The sequence below is a fragment of the Rossellomorea sp. QJM3NY_18 genome (assembly GCF_056173145.1).
This window is the reverse complement of the sequence record NZ_CM149659.1, coordinates 1,895,188-1,911,386: the sequence shown is the minus strand read 5'-3', so window position 1 is coordinate 1,911,386 and position 16,199 is coordinate 1,895,188. Positions and strand designations below refer to the sequence as shown.

Below are 16,199 nucleotides of genomic sequence, written 5' to 3'. Positions count from 1 at the left end.
TTATTATATTTATGTTCAAAAGATGGACATGTCCTGGACTCTTCTCTCTATTATGAAAAAAGGCGATTGACTCATATGCTGGTCAATTCTTATATCACCAAACAAATAAAAATAAGAATGATATAAAAAGCCCCCATAAAAGAGGACTTCTACTTTATTTTTTTTCATAGTTATAGACTTTAAAATCATCGTGAAATACATGATTACATAACTGAATCGTTTCATTATCATAGAGGGAATTATACTCCGGTAAAGGGCCGTGGATAAGTTGGGGTACGGTTAAGATCGTGTCTGAGTTTAGCCCGGATTCGTTCATCTTCGGGGCAAATGAATTCGGAGAGGTTAATACATTTTCAGGAGATAAAAGAAGTTTGTACTTTTTTTCAACACCCTTAATTTCTTTTTTAAAGTTCTCCAATTTAATTAATTGGGGAGAAAAATATTCCTCTTCCTGACAATATTGTTTAGCGATATGACCATCCACGATCGTATAATCCGCTCCAACTTTTGATAAATAATATAAGAATTGTTTAAATGAAATTCCTTTATAAGATGAATTAGGGTAAAACATCGCGAGAATCCTTTCTTTGTCCTTATTCATCCCTATATTTGGAAGACCTCTATAACAGTAATAGGCAATGGTAAAATAACTGCTTACTGCCCGCTTATAAGGATCCCTCACTAATTTGCAGGGTGTTTTATTTCTTAATATATTCTCCCTTGCATTAAGATCTAGATAATTCTTCTGCTTGAAATACACCCCCCCTTTGTACACATGTATGGAAGGATTATAATCAAGAGCTTCTTCCAATAGACCAATCTGATAAAAAAACCAGCGGGCAAATGTCGTACAACCTGCTTTCGGAGTCCATAAAAGCATCAGAGGAAAATCCTGGTGGTATAACGGTGTTCTAAGATATTTTTTCATAGTTTCAATAGCTAATTTCCTATTCACTGTTTCACCTCCTTTCCATATTCATTTCTGTTTCAATTGAATACCTTTCTTATAAAGCTGAAGAATATTGCGGTTCAAGGTGTGGACATCCCACATAACCTGTCCCTTTTTGATTGCATATTGACTCATCTGATCCCGCCTTGACGGATTATTCAAAAGATATTCGATTGAGGACGATAACTGAATGCTATTTCCTTTTTCAACAATCATTCCATTTCTATTGTTCTCGATCATTTCCGGTAAACCACCTGCATTACTGACAATTGTCGGAAGACCTAAGAGTTGAGCCTCAATGACGGCAAATGGCTGATTTTCCTGTAAGCTCGGCATCACCATCATATCTGCTTGCCTCATCAGCTCCTTCACCCTGGAGGAGTGTCCCCAGAAAGTAACCCTATCTTCAACGTTGAATTTTTTACAGGCTGCTTTCAATTTTCGTTCTTCTTCTCCTTCTCCAAGGATCCAACACTCCCACTTTTCCTTTGATTCCACATACGATAAAGCTTCTATCAAATCATGCAAACCTTTTAAATACACTAATCGGCTGACAGCTAAAATAATTTTCTTTTTGTTTCCTTTTAACGGTAATGGTATCTGTCGATATTCAGACAATTCCACTCCATATCGAAAGGTCTCCAATTTAGACGTCGCTATCTTGAACTTATTCTCAATGATGCCTTTCATCCAGAGGCTGGCTGTGTGAATAACATCACTTGCTTCATACCCGATTTGTTCCAGCCTTGAGTAATATTGAAGAACGAAGGTTTTCCAAATATCATGATTGTCCATGGAGATATTCATGGATTTAAATTGATGAAAGATCGCTCCGGTCAAAAAGCCATGGACGCTTGTTATTAGAGGCACACTGTCCGGTTTAACACGGCTTAATGCTGTGGCTGAAATGACGTCCTGTGCATGAATGACGTCATATTGAGTTAAATCCAGTGAGGATATTCCCTGTTCAAATAAATATCTGTTCATTTCTGCATGAAACACCCATTGATTGTTGACAAGATGTGGGACGGAACTCAGCAGGTTTCTATTCACTGAAGAGCGGAAAGGTTCAAGATTTATGCAAGTATTACTATTTAAGATGACTACTTTTGAGTTTTGATTGGAGGTGCATAAAATGTCAACGCGATGACCATTCCGGACGAGGATATTTCTGAGATTGGAAACAAAAGACCATATCCCTCCACCAGGCAGAGGAAATACAGTGGCAAGTAAAATATTCATTCTCATCAACCTCCTGGAAACTGATTCAGGATCGATTGGATTCTTGGGTCTGGTATTGAAAGTGGTGTCTGATTAGTTCGATTGCTGTGTTTACTTTTGATTCTATTTTTATTCAGCTGATTTTGCTTTTGAACACGAAGAAAATAATTTTTTCTAGGTAGCATGTCATTTCTCACTCCGATATTGAACAATTTTGTAAGACCAATCAGCCTCTCCTACCGGCCCCCACCATCAGTGAATGGAATATATGACATTTAATCCACAATCCTCAAGATTCTTCTCCCATATCAATGTGTTGGTGTTGATATTAAAACAAGATAATCTGGTAGGCATGACCCCATAGTCACCTATATACCTGATAGTGCCATCCTCCATTTTTTTACTTTGTGGCCTAATCCTTGAGAATCCCACTAATACAATATCCTCAGATAGAGGTTTGATTCCCCTGCACCACCCGATTTTGCCATTGAGGCTTCCAATCGTCTCAAGGTCTACCACTCTTTCAACTTTCAAGTTCTTTGAATCAACTATGACAATCCTTCCATCCACCTGTGTAAAGTAAAGTTTTCTATGAAAAAGAACTCCATCATGAATCAATTGTCGTCCTATATTTATTCTTTTCGACCTATCAGTCAAACAAATGGCATCTTTTTGTAAACACCTGGTCACCCAAATTTCATCCTTCAATTCAAATACATAGTTAGGATGTGACTGGTGTGGCTTGGTTGTGGGAACTTTTCTATAATCGATTTTTGGATCAAATCGTTTCCACGGTCCTTCCCCCATGACGTTCCAAAGATTTATTACCTTCCCCTTTGGATCAAGTTCAACGACCATATCCAATCCGGTATTCGCAACAAGCAGGTTCCCATTCTTCCTCGCTTTGACATGATGAACATCATTGAATATCGGTAAGCTATAATAGTTCTCCATCTTATGAGTGGTTGTATTGTATACAAGGATTTCTGTTTGAGTCCCAACAAACAGCCTGTCTCCTATCATGGTTGCAGCCGTGAAAGAATAGGAAGGTTCGTGATCCGGAGACACTTCCTGTGGAGAAATGTATTCGATGACCTTTTTCGTCTGTTTGGTCGATCCATTCATTTTCAATACAACGGCTTTTTTAAACTGTTCCCAATCCTTCAGCACCTTGGACTTTTGTTCCGCCCCGACAAGATATAAATCTTTCAATTATTCTCACCCCTTTTTTCACTATAAGTAGTCTCTTTGCTTACGGAAACTGCAAAATCCCAACACTGCTATGGGAGATGGCCAGTATATCCGATCGACTTCTCTACTTATTCTATGTACTGCTTGTATCTTTTGACAGTCCCATTGAATAAAATGGGACTCCCCCCTAAATAATATCCGATTAGCCCGTACAATCAGGGAATGATCACATATAAAAATAGTAGTATTGTTTTTTGGAAACGTTAAATTGATCGGGGGATTATAGATGAAAATACTATTCGTTTTTTACGTACCGAGCGGAGGGGTGGAAACCCTGAACAGACAAAGGGCCATTGCGTTGAAAAAAGTCGGTATACGATGCGATTTCTTGTATTACAGCAAGAGAAGAGAATTGATGAATCATGAAGAGTCAAAGGTCTTCATTACTAATAATGATCAAGACATAAAAAACATCCTGCATAGGGGAAAATATGATGCGATGGTGATCACCTCGGATTATGCTGCGATGGAAAGGTTCAGGAACTTAGGATTCAAAGGCAAAATGATTCTCGAGATACAAGGTTTCGGTCCACAAAGTGTGGCTCGTGCACAATTACAGCTTGCCATCCCATTTGTACAAAAACATTGTGATGCCCTCCTATATCCCAAGACTCCTCATATCGGGGTGATCTTTAGGGAATTCTTTTCCACGACACCCATTTTTGAATTCAATAATTGCTTTGATCATAGAACCTTCACTTACCAAAAGCTCCCCAAAATAGATAAACCAATCATGGCATGGATCGGAAGGCTTGAGGATAATAAAAACTGGCGTGAATTCCTTCACATCGGTCATCAACTTGCTAAGAAAAGAGACATCCAATTATACATGTTTGAAGATCCAAGCTTGTCCACCCCCACGGAAAGGAAGGAGTTCATTCAATTAAAGAGCAGATTGAATCTGGATAAACATGTACACATCCTTCAAAATATACCGAACAATCAAATGCCTGGTTATTTTTCACGAATTGGGGACTCCGGCGGATTTCTTTGCTCAACCTCCAAGGTGGAAGGTGCCCCATACTCACCGCTGGAAGCCATGAGTTGCAGGTGCCCGGTCCTTACAACCGATTCAGATGGGGTCAGAAGTACAATCCTTCATAACCAATCAGGTAAATTCTATCAAATAGGCAATATTCAACATGCTGTCAAACAAGCCGAAGAACTTATGGACAATACCTCTCTGCGCCAATATATTATTGAGAATGCCCTGCTACACCTAAAATCACAGTTCAGCCACGATCAATATAGTCACCACTTCTTAAAAATGCTAAAATCTATAGACTTATAGATTCTGTTGCATTCTGGACTCCTGTTCAATCAAAAGCCCTCCCCTGAACATATGCTATTAAAAATAATGCAAAGGTGAGATGTCAATTGAAAGCACTTGTTACAGGAGGAGCAGGGTTTATCGGATCCCATTTAGTAGATTCTTTAGTTGCAAGGGGATACTCTGTACACGTTATCGATAATTTAAGCAGCGGGAAGAAGGATTATCTCAATCCAGCTGCCTCTTTTCACGAATTGGATATTTCTTCACCAGATGCACATCAAGTCATCCTTTCTGAGAAGCCTGATTATATCTTCCACCTCGCTGCCCAGGCTGATGTATCCCGGTCCACTTCCAGCCCCCTTTCTGATATGCAATCAAATTTAGCTGGAACCATTAACTTATTGGATGCGTGCAGGCATACGCCTGTCAAAAACTTTGTCTTTTCTTCTACATCAGCAGTGTACGGGAATGCACTCAGTGGATTAATTAATGAATCACATCCTACATCGCCGATTTCATTCTACGGATTGTCAAAGCTTGCTGCTGAACACTATATAAAACTTTATCACGACACTTTTAATCTCCCCTACACCATCCTACGATACGGGAACGTCTATGGACCACGTCAAACATCTAAAGGGGAAGGAGGAGTGATTGCTGTCTTCCTTGAAAAATTAAAGAAGCAGGAACCTTTGAAAATCAATGGAGATGGTCTGCAGACCCGTGACTACATTTATGTACAGGATGTAGTGGAAGCAAATATTGCCGCTGCCTTAAAGGAAAAACACGTGACCATGCAAATCAGCACTGGGGAAAGGACATCCATTCTGCAGATCATTGATTTACTGAAGAAGTGTCATAAGAATGAAATCCCGTCCTTCCATGCTGGGGATAGACCAGGGGATATTAGGCATAGCTGTTTGGATAATACACTATCGAAACGTGTTTTAGGGTGGGAACCTGGTTATTCATTTGAGAAGGGAATGAAGGAAACCTATATATCCCACTCCCTATAACCCGGTCCATCAATAAAGCATCATTCATTTCCTGATTGAAAATGAATGATGCTTTTTTTAATGTCTATTTTTTTTGTTTTCCATTTGGAAAAATTTCTGATACTTTCTTTGGATATACTGTGATTCTTTCACCATCCCCGCACCATGCTTCGCTGAACCCATACGGGGATGGACACGGTATAATACAAGGACTTCATCCAAGTAGTGCATTTTCGTATACAGGCTGAGCCGGCACCACATTTCGTAATCCTGTGTGTATTTTAGATTTTCATCAAACCAGCCTGCCTTCTTGATTAAATCGATTTCTGCCATCACGGTGCAGCCATTCACAGGACAAGCCTTCAGAAGCAGATTTTGAAACGATTTTCTATTCATTTTCCTGGAGTGGATTTCGTTCAATACTTTATTTTGATGATCAATGGTGGTAAATGCTGTGTAAGATAGGTTGGAACCTATTGAATTCATATAGGCTAGCTGTCTTGCTATCTTGCTTTCAACAAACATATCATCAGAGCTCAGCCAGGCAAAATACTTCCCTCTCGCTGCCCTTATGCCTGCATTTAAAGCAGAAGCCGTCCCACCATTTGACTTCTTTATATACTTGATCCTATTTTTAAAAGGTTGTATTTTTTCCACATATTGAGTTGAACCATCGTCCACAACAATCACTTCAATATCTTTATAAGATTGACGAAGAGCGCTATTGATCGCCTGGTCAATAAAAGCGCAATTATAAAATGGGATAATGATTGATACCTTCATGTAGTCCCCCTCTTTCATTATAGAAAGTGATAATACCAGTATATGAAGGTGTTGATAAGGTGCTTGTATCATCACCCAGAGAAAAAAGAGTGCATTCGCACTCTTTCAATCAATCAGTATATCGATATGCTTGACCTTCCCATTATGAATCTTGTAACATCTAATCTCTTCTTTCCCGCCACCGACAGCGGCTATGAAATAATAAAGTTCCGGGTGGTGGGCGAAGGCAACATCGTCCCTGGAGGGAACAGGAATTCCATAAGGATGGGAATGATAGATCCCCAAAAAAGCCTCCTTCTTCAGAAGCATTTGATCCATGACTTGATCCTGTTCATCTGGATCGATGGCAAATGAATACGGTGATGGCTCTGAATTTCTCATCGGCCAAATCGTCTTACAAATATTTCCTGCCCCTGAAATGAATCCACAGCCTTCGTTCGGCAATTCCATTTTTACTTCAATTAAAATAGTTTTGTAAAATCGATTAGTCATTTTAACGATTTCTTTAGGCGTTGCACCCGCAGCCTTTGTATTTAAATTTCGTTCTTTTGGCTTCCATTTGGATTCTTTCTTCTTTTTTGATACCGATGGGCACACTTTTTCTCTGCCTATAAATTTTGTTCAGATCTTTGGATTGCATTTTTATCCCCCCTTTCCAATTTACCTAATATACTTATTCGGATTAAACATGGTGCGTTTCGCTTCAGAGGCCATTGGAATATGTCCATATTCATCAAATTGAGGATTCACCTGGGGAGGCTGCTTTTTTTGCTGCTTCATTCTATTATAGAGTTCGTTTTTCTTATTGGATTGAGATTGAAGGTCTTTTCGCAGCCGATTCAATTCCTGTTCGAGTTCGACCTCACGCTGACTTTTTCCTTTATGCTCTCCTGAATATTTTTCATTTAATAAACTAATTTGCCTTTCAAGATCTTTTTCTCTCTGTTTAAAATCTTCCAATTGATTTTTCAGCGAATGAAGTTCATCTTCATATAGGCCCTCGATTTTCTTTATTTCATCATGTAAAGCTCCCATCTTTTGAATATAATTTTGAGTGGTTTCCTCCCTTTCTTTACTTTTGTTCAGTGTTTCTTTCACTTCGCTGAATTTTGCTGAATAAGATAACAATTGCTCTTCAATCTGATCCAGCTTCTTCAGTATTTCAGGATGATTGTTTCCCTCGTCTTTACCCCATAAAAAATTCCACATTTGTGTAAACCACCTTTCTTTATTTCGTCCCATGTATTTCCTTCTCTGAATTTGCAACCATTCCAGCTGTGTAACGAAAGCGGTATGGTACATTTCAACTTCAATGGACTTTTTTTCCTCTGATAAAAAATACTCGTTCGTTTCAATCAATAAGGAAATGGCTTTATTTTTTATTTGTTCGAGTATTGTTTTCATATCACTCTGAAGACTTTCATAAATGATTTGGATTTTCGGGATGGAGGCGGGATGTAAATAATCTATGACCCCTGGGTTGTCATCAATGGTGATTTCTTCTTTGATTTCTTCCTGGATATTGTTCCATTCCTCCCCGGTCATCGTTTCTTTCTCTACATTCTGTTGCAATTGAATATAAAGCTCATGCCTCACTTCAACCTCCTGGAGCAAATATTCAATTTGTTCTGTCAGCATTTGGATGGTGTGATGATTCTCCGCAATCTCCAGTTGATAGACCTTATGTTTAGATCTTTCCCTGGACAATTCTTCTGACACATTCTTAATTCGCGTTGAATAGTGTTGATATAGGGACTCCAGTTCTTCTGAGATCATATGAATGTCATGCATGACCCCGGGCACGTCTGTGTCAGGTTTCCATATATTATCCTCCTCGCTCACTTGTCTCACCTCCAAAAATTCCTTTAGTAACATCATATGTACGGTTTGTTTACATGTTAAAAAAAAGGAGAGAGATCACTCTCTCCCTCATTTAATTAGTTATCTAAATCTCCAAGTAAGTCTGCGAAAGTTTCACACTCACCAAACTCAACCAATGCATCGACTACTCCACTATCAAAGATTACAACGTTCGCTGTATTTCTAAGGATCAAGCGGAATCCTTCAGTTGGTGCATCAAAGATTTGCAGTTCATAGAATAATTGTTCAGGTGCACCGTCAAAGTAACGGATTCCCTCTCCAACTGCAGTAAGGGCATCGTCACCACAAGTGACTCTGTCGATTGAAGATGGATCGAATGTGAAGCTGAAGTCAGGTTGGAATCCTGTTGCAGTCGGAGCTGGTGTAGGACCGACTTCTGTATCCGTGAAGGAGTAAGACCAAGTACTGTCTGCAAGAGAGCATTCTTGACAGATTTCAGCTCTTAACGTGGATAGACCTGTTACGAGGTCTGCTGTTGCGCCAGATCCGAATGTTGCTTCAGTATCTTCATTTCTTGCAAGAGCAGTTGCCTGGCATTCACAGTTCGCAACCGGGAATAATCCAGGGCATTGACGTGGGAATTCAAGTAAACTCAAGTCACATTGAAGTCTTTCTTCCGGCACGGGAATGTTGTTCGGACGAGGGAAACAGAATTTAGCCAATACTTCAAGCTTGACCGGGTACTCGACTTGAACATCTTTACAAAGTACGACTTTCAATGGAATCATTGGTCCAAATGGATCTGGTCCCATTAATACTCCACCGGACGTTGCAATTACTTGGGTAGCTCTGATGTTTAAGTTCGCATTGGTGATTCCTACCGGTACACAAAGCATGATTTCGTCTGTGAACTGTGTACGCACAGTAAATGAACACTCGGCTACTCCATTAATCAGGATGGTAACATCAACCGGTACCGTCCACACGATGAGAACTTTTCCAGGATTTCCGTTTTCAATAATGGAACCGGAAACGCTGACGTCAGCTGGATCTACAGGAGCTGTTTGCACCTCTACTCTTTGGCCTGCTGCTAATGCTGCACTTACTGCGGCACGACAAGCTTCATCTGGAATGAAGTTCTTGTTTTCATATTTATTCGCAAAGAACACCCAGTCATATACTTTGTCTACGCGAATACATTCCGGTGCTAAATCATTGGTGTCCAATGGAATCGGTGACGGAGATGGTGTCGGAGTCTGGGAACCCCTAAATTGTTTACGCTTCTTCAAACAAATCTTCCTTTCTTTTAATGAATATTTATATCACACTATATCCTATGGACGAGAAAGATTTTGGTATAGAGTAAACACCTATTTATGCAAAAAAAAATAATAGGCATATTAATAGTTTTTTTATTCCTATTAAAAAATAGGCTGATTCTATAGACGTTTGACAGTACATCCGCATCTAGACTGTCATATCATATACCATAAGGAAAGGAGGAATGAAAAAACAAAACTGAATAAACATGCAACATTATGATCATAACGATTAAACTGAAACTTTCATATATAGTGTGATTCACCTTTTATGGTTACGCTGCTTCCTTTAAATGAATATTACGAACGTGAATAATCAACTATCATTGCAATGATATTAATTATATATATATAAAAGCCATGTAAACGCTGGGAAGTTTACATGGCTTCTTTCATGGACAAATACCGTTCATCCTGACCCTTACATATACATAATAGAAATAAATGACGAAAGGAGCTAATATCCATGAGACAACTTTCGAACATCCAGCTCCAGCAACAAATCATCCATTATAAATCTGAAATGGAAAAGTACAAAAAAAAATGTGAAAGATTAGAAAACGGAATCCGCGCCCAACATTATGTCGCCATCAAAAAAGAAAATGATCTATTACAAAGCCGGATACAAACATATCTTCAAGAGCTTGAAATCCAGAATTCTGAAAAAAACATGGAAACCTCAAGATACCAAGCCCTTTTGTCTGCACAGGAAAGAGAAGTGAAAAAGCTCCGGCACATTCTAAACCAAGTCAAGGACCAGCTACGGACATACACGACTCGTTATGTATCAGATACAAATAAACAAGCAGAACACTACTTTGAATCACAGAATTCCCTGGAACACGAAATCATGGCGTTGCAAGTTGAGAATAGTTACTTATTAAAAGAGATGGATCTCCTATTAATGACTAAGCAAGAAGCAGACAAACAATTATATAAAAAAGAAATCCAAATATGGGAGCTTGAGGCACTACTTGAGGATGTGAGATTAGAATTGGAGTCGCAGAAGGACCATTTGCTTTTCGAGAAGTATTTTAATGAAGATCAGATTCGCCGTCTCCTATATGAAAATGAATGGTTACAAAATCGCCTTTATTTAAACGATATCGAGTTATATGAGTCACATAATCTTCTAACGGAATCCAAGTTACTATATGAATGGGTCATCAAGCTCCAAAAGGAAGATCTGTGTCGTGCAGGTCAAGTTCAGAAGGATAATGAATCATCTATTCAACAGCTACAGGAAGAATTAAAAAGAATGCAGGATGATAAAAACGTCTTCACCCGTTCACTTCAATCCGTCAGAATGAACATCAAAGACTTGAAGGATAAAGTATTCATAACCGAAGAAAAAGATTCCATCGTCACGAAAGACACTCTGAAAAATTATGAAAATACCATCCATCATCTTCAATTCACCAATTCCCTCTTGAATGAAGAAATCAATAAATTAAAAAAGAAACCGGGTACCTAAAAAGGAATCCGGTTTCTTTCATTACATAAATTCTTTCACTAATTCATCAAATTTACTTTCGTCTAATCTTAAATCATGAGTACTGAGAGGCTCTTCGGAATAACCTGACACCAGGTCCTGGTATGATGGCTGTTCATTGTTTTGATAAATCAAACCCGTAACCAGTCCATCCTTCTCCATGAGCGTATTCATGGCCAACTCCCGATTCGATGGGTCATAACCTTCTACATCAGCGAGCTTTGTAAGATTCTCTTTGAACCAATCGTACGTATTGATTTTATTATATGTGACACAAGGACTGAACACATTGATCAAGGAAAATCCTTTATGGTTCAGACCGGCTTCAATCAGAGCAGTCAGTTCTTTCAAATCAGATGAAAAGCTTTGGGCGACGAATGTAGCGCCCGCTGTCAAAGCCATTTCCATCGGTGCGAGAGCCGGTTCGATTGATCCCTGAGGAGTTGACTTCGTTTTGAATCCGGAAGAGGAACGCGGTGAAGTCTGTCCCTTTGTCAGTCCATATATTTGATTGTCCATTACAATGTATGTGACATCGACATTCCGGCGAATGGCATGGATCGTATGCCCAAGACCGATGGCGAATCCATCCCCATCCCCGCCTGATGCGATGACGGTTAAATCTTTGTTGGCCATCTTTAATCCTTGGGCAATCGGAAGAGACCGTCCATGGATTCCGTGAAAGCCGTAAGAATTGATGTATCCGGATATACGTCCTGAACATCCGATCCCTGAAACGACCGCTAACTGTTCGGGATCCAGTCCCACATTGGCAGATGCCCGTTGGATCGCAGCTTGTACCGAGAAGTCTCCACACCCAGGACACCAGTTTGGTTTCACATTATTCCTGAAATCTTTGAAGGTAGCCATGGATCAGTTCAACTCCTTACATCTTGTATGAATTTCATTTGGTAAGTATGGGGTTCCATCATACTTTGTCATTTTAACGATTTTATTACCGAAGCCTACATTCATTTTGATAATATTGGCTAATTGACCGGTAGCGTTATTTTCAATCACGACCACTTTTTTCGCTGAATGAATAAGTGGCTCCAATTCATCGGACGGAAAAGGGTGAATCAAGCGTATATGGGCATGATTCACTTTCAATCCATCGGCTTCCAAACGACCCATTGATTCTTCAATCACCCCGCGTGTAGAGTTGAAACCTACTAATAACAAGTCAGCCTCTTCATGAGGAGCATGTGTGTGTATCGGATTCTGAAACTTGATTTTCTCAAGTTTGCGCATACGTTTATCCATCTGGGCCTGTCTGTTCACAGGAGATTCAGATGGCTTGCCGGTTTCATCGTGCTCTACACCTGTGACATGATGAATCCCATTTTTCATACCTGGGATGACACGGGGTGATACCCCATCTTCCGTCACTTCAAAGCGCTTATAATATTTCTTGGGCTCTAATTCTTTTAATTCAGATTCGTTAGCTGCAAGCTTTCCTCTGCGTATTTCCACTTTACTGTAATCAAGGGGTTCCACCGTTTGTTTACCTAAGGAAAGTTGGAGATCCGAAAGAATGATGACCGGGCATTGATACTCTTCCGCCAGGTTAAAAGCTTCCACTGTATCATAAAAAGCTTCCTGGACTGTACTTGGAGCCAGGACGATTTTAGGGATTTCACCGTGAGTACCATAAATCATCGCCATTAGATCGGATTGTTCCTGCTTCGTAGGCAACCCTGTAGACGGTCCCCCGCGCTGCGTATCCACTACAACAAGAGGCTGTTCTGTCATTCCGGATAGCCCTATCGCTTCCATCATGAGTGAGAGCCCTGGTCCTGCTGAAGCCGTGAAGGAACGGATCCCTCCGTAATTCGCTCCGATTGCCATAGTGGCCGCTGCGATCTCATCCTCTGTCTGGATGACGGTACCACCGACCATTGGAAGCTTCTTGATGAGATACTCCATGATTTCAGATGCCGGCGTAATTGGATAAGCCGCCATCAATCGGACGCCTCCTGCCAATGCACCTAGTGCTATGGCGTCGTTTCCAATCATGAACATGCGTTTATTCCGGTCTGCTTCTTTCAGTTGCAGGGAACCGACCTTGTCACCGAGTTCTGCTTTCATCGCAGCGTATCCCTGCTTGATCGCTTCCATATTTTTCTCAACGACCGTTTCACCTTTACGTCCAAAGATTTCTTCCACTACTTCCTTGAAAACATTTGGATCCAGATTGAGAACGGCACAGGTAGACCCAACTGCCACCATGTTCTTCATCAGGGAAGTTCCGAGCTCCGTCGCTAATTCAGTGAAGGGAACAATGTACAGGGATGCTTCAGTATCTTCAGGTTTCACAGGTTTGAACTTTGCATCGGCTATAATAACGCCATCGCTATGTAATTCTTTGTAATTCACATCAATCGTTTCCTGGTCAAACGCAACCAAAATATCTAAATCGTCAGCAATCGCACGTACTTGCGTGGTGCTTACACGAATCTTATTATTTGTATGTCCACCTTTAATGCGGGAGGAGAAATGGCGGTAACCATATAAGAAATACCCAAGACGATTGAGGGCCATGGAAAAGATTTCACCTGTACTCTCAATACCTTCACCTTGCTGTCCGCCAACTTTCCATGAAAGCTGTTCCTTCATTCATTACACCCTTTCAATCATTATTTGCAACATCTATTGTTGAAGCATATTCTCTTCATTAGGATCAATCATCTATTACCGATGCAGCCTATTCATATCATTTACTCTATCAGTTTATCACTTTTCTCTTTAAATCACTACTGTATTGAAGAGATTATCATTCTAAACACGTTCATATCAGCAGAACTAAACCACTAAAGTTTTTCCCTCAGTGGTTTTAATGTAATCAATCAGGCAGTCTCTTAAAGAAGTTCTGGAATAAGAATTTTTTTACTTGCTTTTCACTGTAGTATCGTTGGAGGGTGTTGATTAAGTTATCATAGTGAATGAATGAGGATAGACCTTGGACGGTTTCAGATATGCCGTCGAAATCGGAGCCAAATCCGACATGATCCTCACCTCCGAGACTGCATACATGTTCGATATGGCGGACTACATCAGAAATCTCCGCTGCCCCTTTCTTGTTTAAAAACGGTGGGACAAAGGTGATGCCCATCACACTGTTTTTACTGATGAGTGCCTTAATTTGATCATTGTTTAGGTTTCGTGGATTGGGACATATCGAGTAAGCGTTTGAGTGAGATGCTACTGGATATTCAGCTGAATCCATCACATCCCAGAATGCTTTTTCACATAAATGGGAGACATCCGTCCAAAGTCTTTTCTCGTTTAAGAAGGAGATGATTTCCTCCCCAAAGTTTGTCAACCCGCCCCCTCTTGGTTCAAGGGCACCGTCTGCTGCGGCATTGGCCCAGTTCCACGTCAAACCGACCGACCGGACTCCCAGCCTGTAAAGGATCTCGAGCTTCGTAAGATCCTCCTCTACTGCTTCGGCACCTTCCAGTGTCAGCATTGCCCCTATTTCATCTTCCGCAAGACGTTCTATATCCTTTTTCGAGGTGACGAATTTCAGCTTAGAGCTTGACTTAAGGATCTGATTATGAAACAGATTCACCATTTCAAGTGCTGCTTGAAACCGTTGACCCGGCTTCAGGTAGGAGGGGATATAGATTGCGAACAACTGTACTTTACTGCTGCTTTGAATGAGTTGAGGATACGTAATATGTAAGGAACTCTTCGATTGAAAGGCCCCACTCCCCGGCTCTAAAAATAGCTTCATCAAAACATCACAGTGTGCATCAAATATCATATTGGGTCTTCCTTTCCGTTTCTTTTCATATATGTATATGTGTTCATAGTATAAAGGCTGTCCACTAAAGGGTCCCCTCTAATGAACAGCCTATGGTTTATTATCTTGGTTCCACGATTAACTTTATCGCCGTACGTTCTTCTCCATCGATGAGAATATCCGTAAATGCAGGGATACATATTAAATCTAAACCACTGGGAGCCACAAAGCCTCTTGCAATGGCAACAGCCTTGACGGCTTGATTTAAAGCCCCTGCACCGATTGCTTGAATTTCAGCTCCTCCTCTCTCACGAAGAACACCGGCGAGTGCACCAGCTACAGAATTAGGATTAGATTTTGCTGAAACTTTTAATATTTCCATTCCTTTTCCTCCTTGTCATTTCCCCCATACCGTATGTCCGTGGTAAAGAACAAACTTGGTATAAATGATTCCACTGATACTATATTCAGGAAATGGACAAATCATTCCGGTAACACCGAAAAAGGAAGGAAAACATTTAATATTCTGCCATAAATGGATGGTCTTCGTTGATCAATATGCGCTCGATCTTTTTAGCTTTACCCGACTTGTGATCAATGTCGATGAAACAAGCACTCAGGGTTTTACGCCCCGCCTTCGGTACTTCAAATCGGACGGGTAAACTGGTCTGGAATCTCCTTAGAACAGAATCCTTACTCATTCCCAATACCTCATCGTATGGTCCGGTCATACCAACATCACACATAAAGGCTGTCCCATTTGGAAGGATCCGGTTGTCTGCCGTTTGAACATGAGTGTGCGTTCCAATCACTGCAGACACACGGCCATCCAGAAACCAGCCTACAGCCTGCTTCTCACTTGTTGCCTCTGCATGAAAATCAACGAATATAACGGAGGTTCTCTTTTTGGCCTCATCTACAAGCTCATCAAGAGCTTTGAATGGATCATCAAGTGGAGGCATAAACGTCCTTCCTTGAGCATTTATGACAGCGACCTCTTTACCGTATACCTCCCCGAACACCAAACCGCTGCCCGGCGTTCCTTCAGGGAAATTAGCCGGCCTCACCATTTGTTTGGATGAGTCGATGAAATTAAAGATATCCTTATTGTCCCAAGTGTGATTTCCCAGGGTGACCATATTCGCACCATCTTGTATAAATTGTTTATATATTTTCTCAGTAATCCCTCTACCTGATGCAGCATTCTCACCATTTACGATTGTAAAATCCGGTGAATGCTTCTTCTTTAGCTTAGGCAGGTATTCTGTAATCATTTCCCGGCCCATTGAACCGACTACGTCTCCAACAAATAATATTTTCATGAAAATCCCCTTCTCTATATTTATTAAG

16 protein-coding genes are annotated in these 16,199 nt (G+C 40.5%); 3 read left to right on the top strand and 13 right to left on the bottom strand.

The genetic code is table 11. The features are described from left to right. Positions 1-154: 154 nt before the first annotated feature. The 3 genes from AC0VXY_RS09760 to AC0VXY_RS09750 all read right to left on the bottom strand — a co-directional run bounded on the left by AC0VXY_RS09760 (position 155) and on the right by AC0VXY_RS09750 (position 3,382). Positions 155-928: a sulfotransferase family 2 domain-containing protein gene (locus AC0VXY_RS09760; RefSeq protein WP_475527628.1), complete on the bottom strand. Its 774-nt coding sequence runs from the start codon at positions 926-928 to the stop codon at positions 155-157. Positions 929-976: 48 nt separating this feature from the next. Further along, the gene (locus tag AC0VXY_RS09755; RefSeq protein WP_435991201.1) at positions 977-2,191 is read right to left on the bottom strand and encodes a glycosyltransferase family 4 protein; all 1,215 of its coding nucleotides are present in this window, start codon (positions 2,189-2,191) and stop codon (positions 977-979) included. Between the two features lie 231 nt (positions 2,192-2,422). Beyond that, the gene (locus AC0VXY_RS09750) at positions 2,423-3,382 is read right to left on the bottom strand and encodes a hypothetical protein (RefSeq protein WP_475527627.1); all 960 of its coding nucleotides are present in this window, start codon (positions 3,380-3,382) and stop codon (positions 2,423-2,425) included. A gap of 265 nt (positions 3,383-3,647) precedes the next feature. Here AC0VXY_RS09750 and AC0VXY_RS09745 point away from each other — a divergent pair, with 265 nt between their 5' ends. Then, positions 3,648-4,712, top strand: coding sequence for a glycosyltransferase family 4 protein (locus AC0VXY_RS09745; RefSeq protein WP_475527626.1), 1,065 nt, complete (start codon positions 3,648-3,650; stop codon positions 4,710-4,712). Between the two features lie 86 nt (positions 4,713-4,798). Continuing rightward, positions 4,799-5,710: an NAD-dependent epimerase/dehydratase family protein gene (locus AC0VXY_RS09740; protein ID WP_435991207.1), complete on the top strand. Its 912-nt coding sequence runs from the start codon at positions 4,799-4,801 to the stop codon at positions 5,708-5,710. A 57-nt stretch (positions 5,711-5,767) separates the two neighbouring features. On the opposite strand, the gene AC0VXY_RS09735 is transcribed toward AC0VXY_RS09740, so the two are convergent. The 5 genes from AC0VXY_RS09735 to AC0VXY_RS09715 form a co-directional block, all read right to left on the bottom strand. Continuing rightward, complete coding sequence (locus AC0VXY_RS09735) at positions 5,768-6,472, bottom strand: glycosyltransferase family 2 protein (protein WP_435991209.1); 705 nt, start codon at positions 6,470-6,472, stop codon at positions 5,768-5,770. A 105-nt stretch (positions 6,473-6,577) separates the two neighbouring features. Further along, entirely contained in the window at positions 6,578-6,964 is a 387-nt protein-coding gene (locus AC0VXY_RS09730) for a M67 family metallopeptidase (RefSeq protein ID WP_475527625.1), read from the bottom strand. A gap of 13 nt (positions 6,965-6,977) precedes the next feature. Further along, complete coding sequence (locus AC0VXY_RS09725) at positions 6,978-7,112, bottom strand: hypothetical protein (RefSeq protein WP_435991213.1); 135 nt, start codon at positions 7,110-7,112, stop codon at positions 6,978-6,980. A gap of 20 nt (positions 7,113-7,132) precedes the next feature. Then, positions 7,133-8,314: a V-type ATP synthase subunit I domain-containing protein gene (locus AC0VXY_RS09720; protein ID WP_475527624.1), complete on the bottom strand. Its 1,182-nt coding sequence runs from the start codon at positions 8,312-8,314 to the stop codon at positions 7,133-7,135. A gap of 95 nt (positions 8,315-8,409) precedes the next feature. Continuing rightward, positions 8,410-9,582 carry a BMQ_0737 family morphogenetic spore coat protein gene (locus tag AC0VXY_RS09715; RefSeq protein WP_435991217.1) on the bottom strand — a complete coding sequence of 391 codons (1,173 nt, stop codon included), beginning with the start codon at positions 9,580-9,582 and terminating at the stop codon, positions 8,410-8,412. A gap of 496 nt (positions 9,583-10,078) precedes the next feature. On the opposite strand from AC0VXY_RS09715, the gene AC0VXY_RS09710 reads away from it, so the two are divergent. After that, the gene (locus AC0VXY_RS09710) at positions 10,079-11,086 is read left to right on the top strand and encodes a hypothetical protein (RefSeq protein ID WP_475527623.1); all 1,008 of its coding nucleotides are present in this window, start codon (positions 10,079-10,081) and stop codon (positions 11,084-11,086) included. 21 nt (positions 11,087-11,107) lie between these two features. Here AC0VXY_RS09710 and AC0VXY_RS09705 read toward each other — a convergent pair whose 3' ends face one another. From AC0VXY_RS09705 to AC0VXY_RS09685, 5 genes are all read right to left on the bottom strand, one after another. After that, positions 11,108-11,974 carry a 2-oxoacid:ferredoxin oxidoreductase subunit beta gene (locus tag AC0VXY_RS09705; protein ID WP_435991221.1) on the bottom strand — a complete coding sequence of 289 codons (867 nt, stop codon included), beginning with the start codon at positions 11,972-11,974 and terminating at the stop codon, positions 11,108-11,110. A gap of 3 nt (positions 11,975-11,977) precedes the next feature. After that, positions 11,978-13,720, bottom strand: coding sequence for a 2-oxoacid:acceptor oxidoreductase subunit alpha (locus tag AC0VXY_RS09700; protein ID WP_475527622.1), 1,743 nt, complete (start codon positions 13,718-13,720; stop codon positions 11,978-11,980). 226 nt (positions 13,721-13,946) lie between these two features. Then, on the bottom strand, positions 13,947-14,870 hold the full coding sequence (locus AC0VXY_RS09695; protein ID WP_475527621.1) for a dipeptidase: 924 nt from the start codon (positions 14,868-14,870) through the stop codon (positions 13,947-13,949). Positions 14,871-14,970: 100 nt separating this feature from the next. After that, positions 14,971-15,231, bottom strand: a complete 261-nt coding sequence (spoVS, locus tag AC0VXY_RS09690; RefSeq protein WP_034760060.1) for a stage V sporulation protein SpoVS — start codon at positions 15,229-15,231, stop codon at positions 14,971-14,973. Positions 15,232-15,367: 136 nt separating this feature from the next. Further along, complete coding sequence (locus AC0VXY_RS09685) at positions 15,368-16,171, bottom strand: TIGR00282 family metallophosphoesterase (RefSeq protein WP_475527620.1); 804 nt, start codon at positions 16,169-16,171, stop codon at positions 15,368-15,370. Positions 16,172-16,199: the final 28 nt, after the last annotated feature.

Bases quoted from the DNA above. Each gene is read 5' to 3' on its own strand.
- AC0VXY_RS09700 (WP_475527622.1), bottom strand. From the start codon at position 13,720: ATGAAGGAACAGCTTTCATGGAAAGTTGGCGGACAGCAAGGTGAAGGT.
- AC0VXY_RS09705 (WP_435991221.1), bottom strand. From the start codon at position 11,974: ATGGCTACCTTCAAAGATTTCAGGAATAATGTGAAACCAAACTGGTGT.
- AC0VXY_RS09725 (WP_435991213.1), bottom strand. From the start codon at position 7,112: ATGCAATCCAAAGATCTGAACAAAATTTATAGGCAGAGAAAAAGTGTG.
- AC0VXY_RS09735 (WP_435991209.1), bottom strand. From the start codon at position 6,472: ATGAAGGTATCAATCATTATCCCATTTTATAATTGCGCTTTTATTGAC.
- AC0VXY_RS09745 (WP_475527626.1), top strand. From the start codon at position 3,648: ATGAAAATACTATTCGTTTTTTACGTACCGAGCGGAGGGGTGGAAACC.
- AC0VXY_RS09755 (WP_435991201.1), bottom strand. From the start codon at position 2,191: ATGAATATTTTACTTGCCACTGTATTTCCTCTGCCTGGTGGAGGGATA.
- spoVS (WP_034760060.1), bottom strand. From the start codon at position 15,231: ATGGAAATATTAAAAGTTTCAGCAAAATCTAATCCTAATTCTGTAGCT.
- AC0VXY_RS09695 (WP_475527621.1), bottom strand. From the start codon at position 14,870: ATGATATTTGATGCACACTGTGATGTTTTGATGAAGCTATTTTTAGAG.
- AC0VXY_RS09760 (WP_475527628.1), bottom strand. From the start codon at position 928: ATGAAAAAATATCTTAGAACACCGTTATACCACCAGGATTTTCCTCTG.
- AC0VXY_RS09730 (WP_475527625.1), bottom strand. From the start codon at position 6,964: ATGACTAATCGATTTTACAAAACTATTTTAATTGAAGTAAAAATGGAA.
- AC0VXY_RS09710 (WP_475527623.1), top strand. From the start codon at position 10,079: ATGAGACAACTTTCGAACATCCAGCTCCAGCAACAAATCATCCATTAT.
- AC0VXY_RS09685 (WP_475527620.1), bottom strand. From the start codon at position 16,171: ATGAAAATATTATTTGTTGGAGACGTAGTCGGTTCAATGGGCCGGGAA.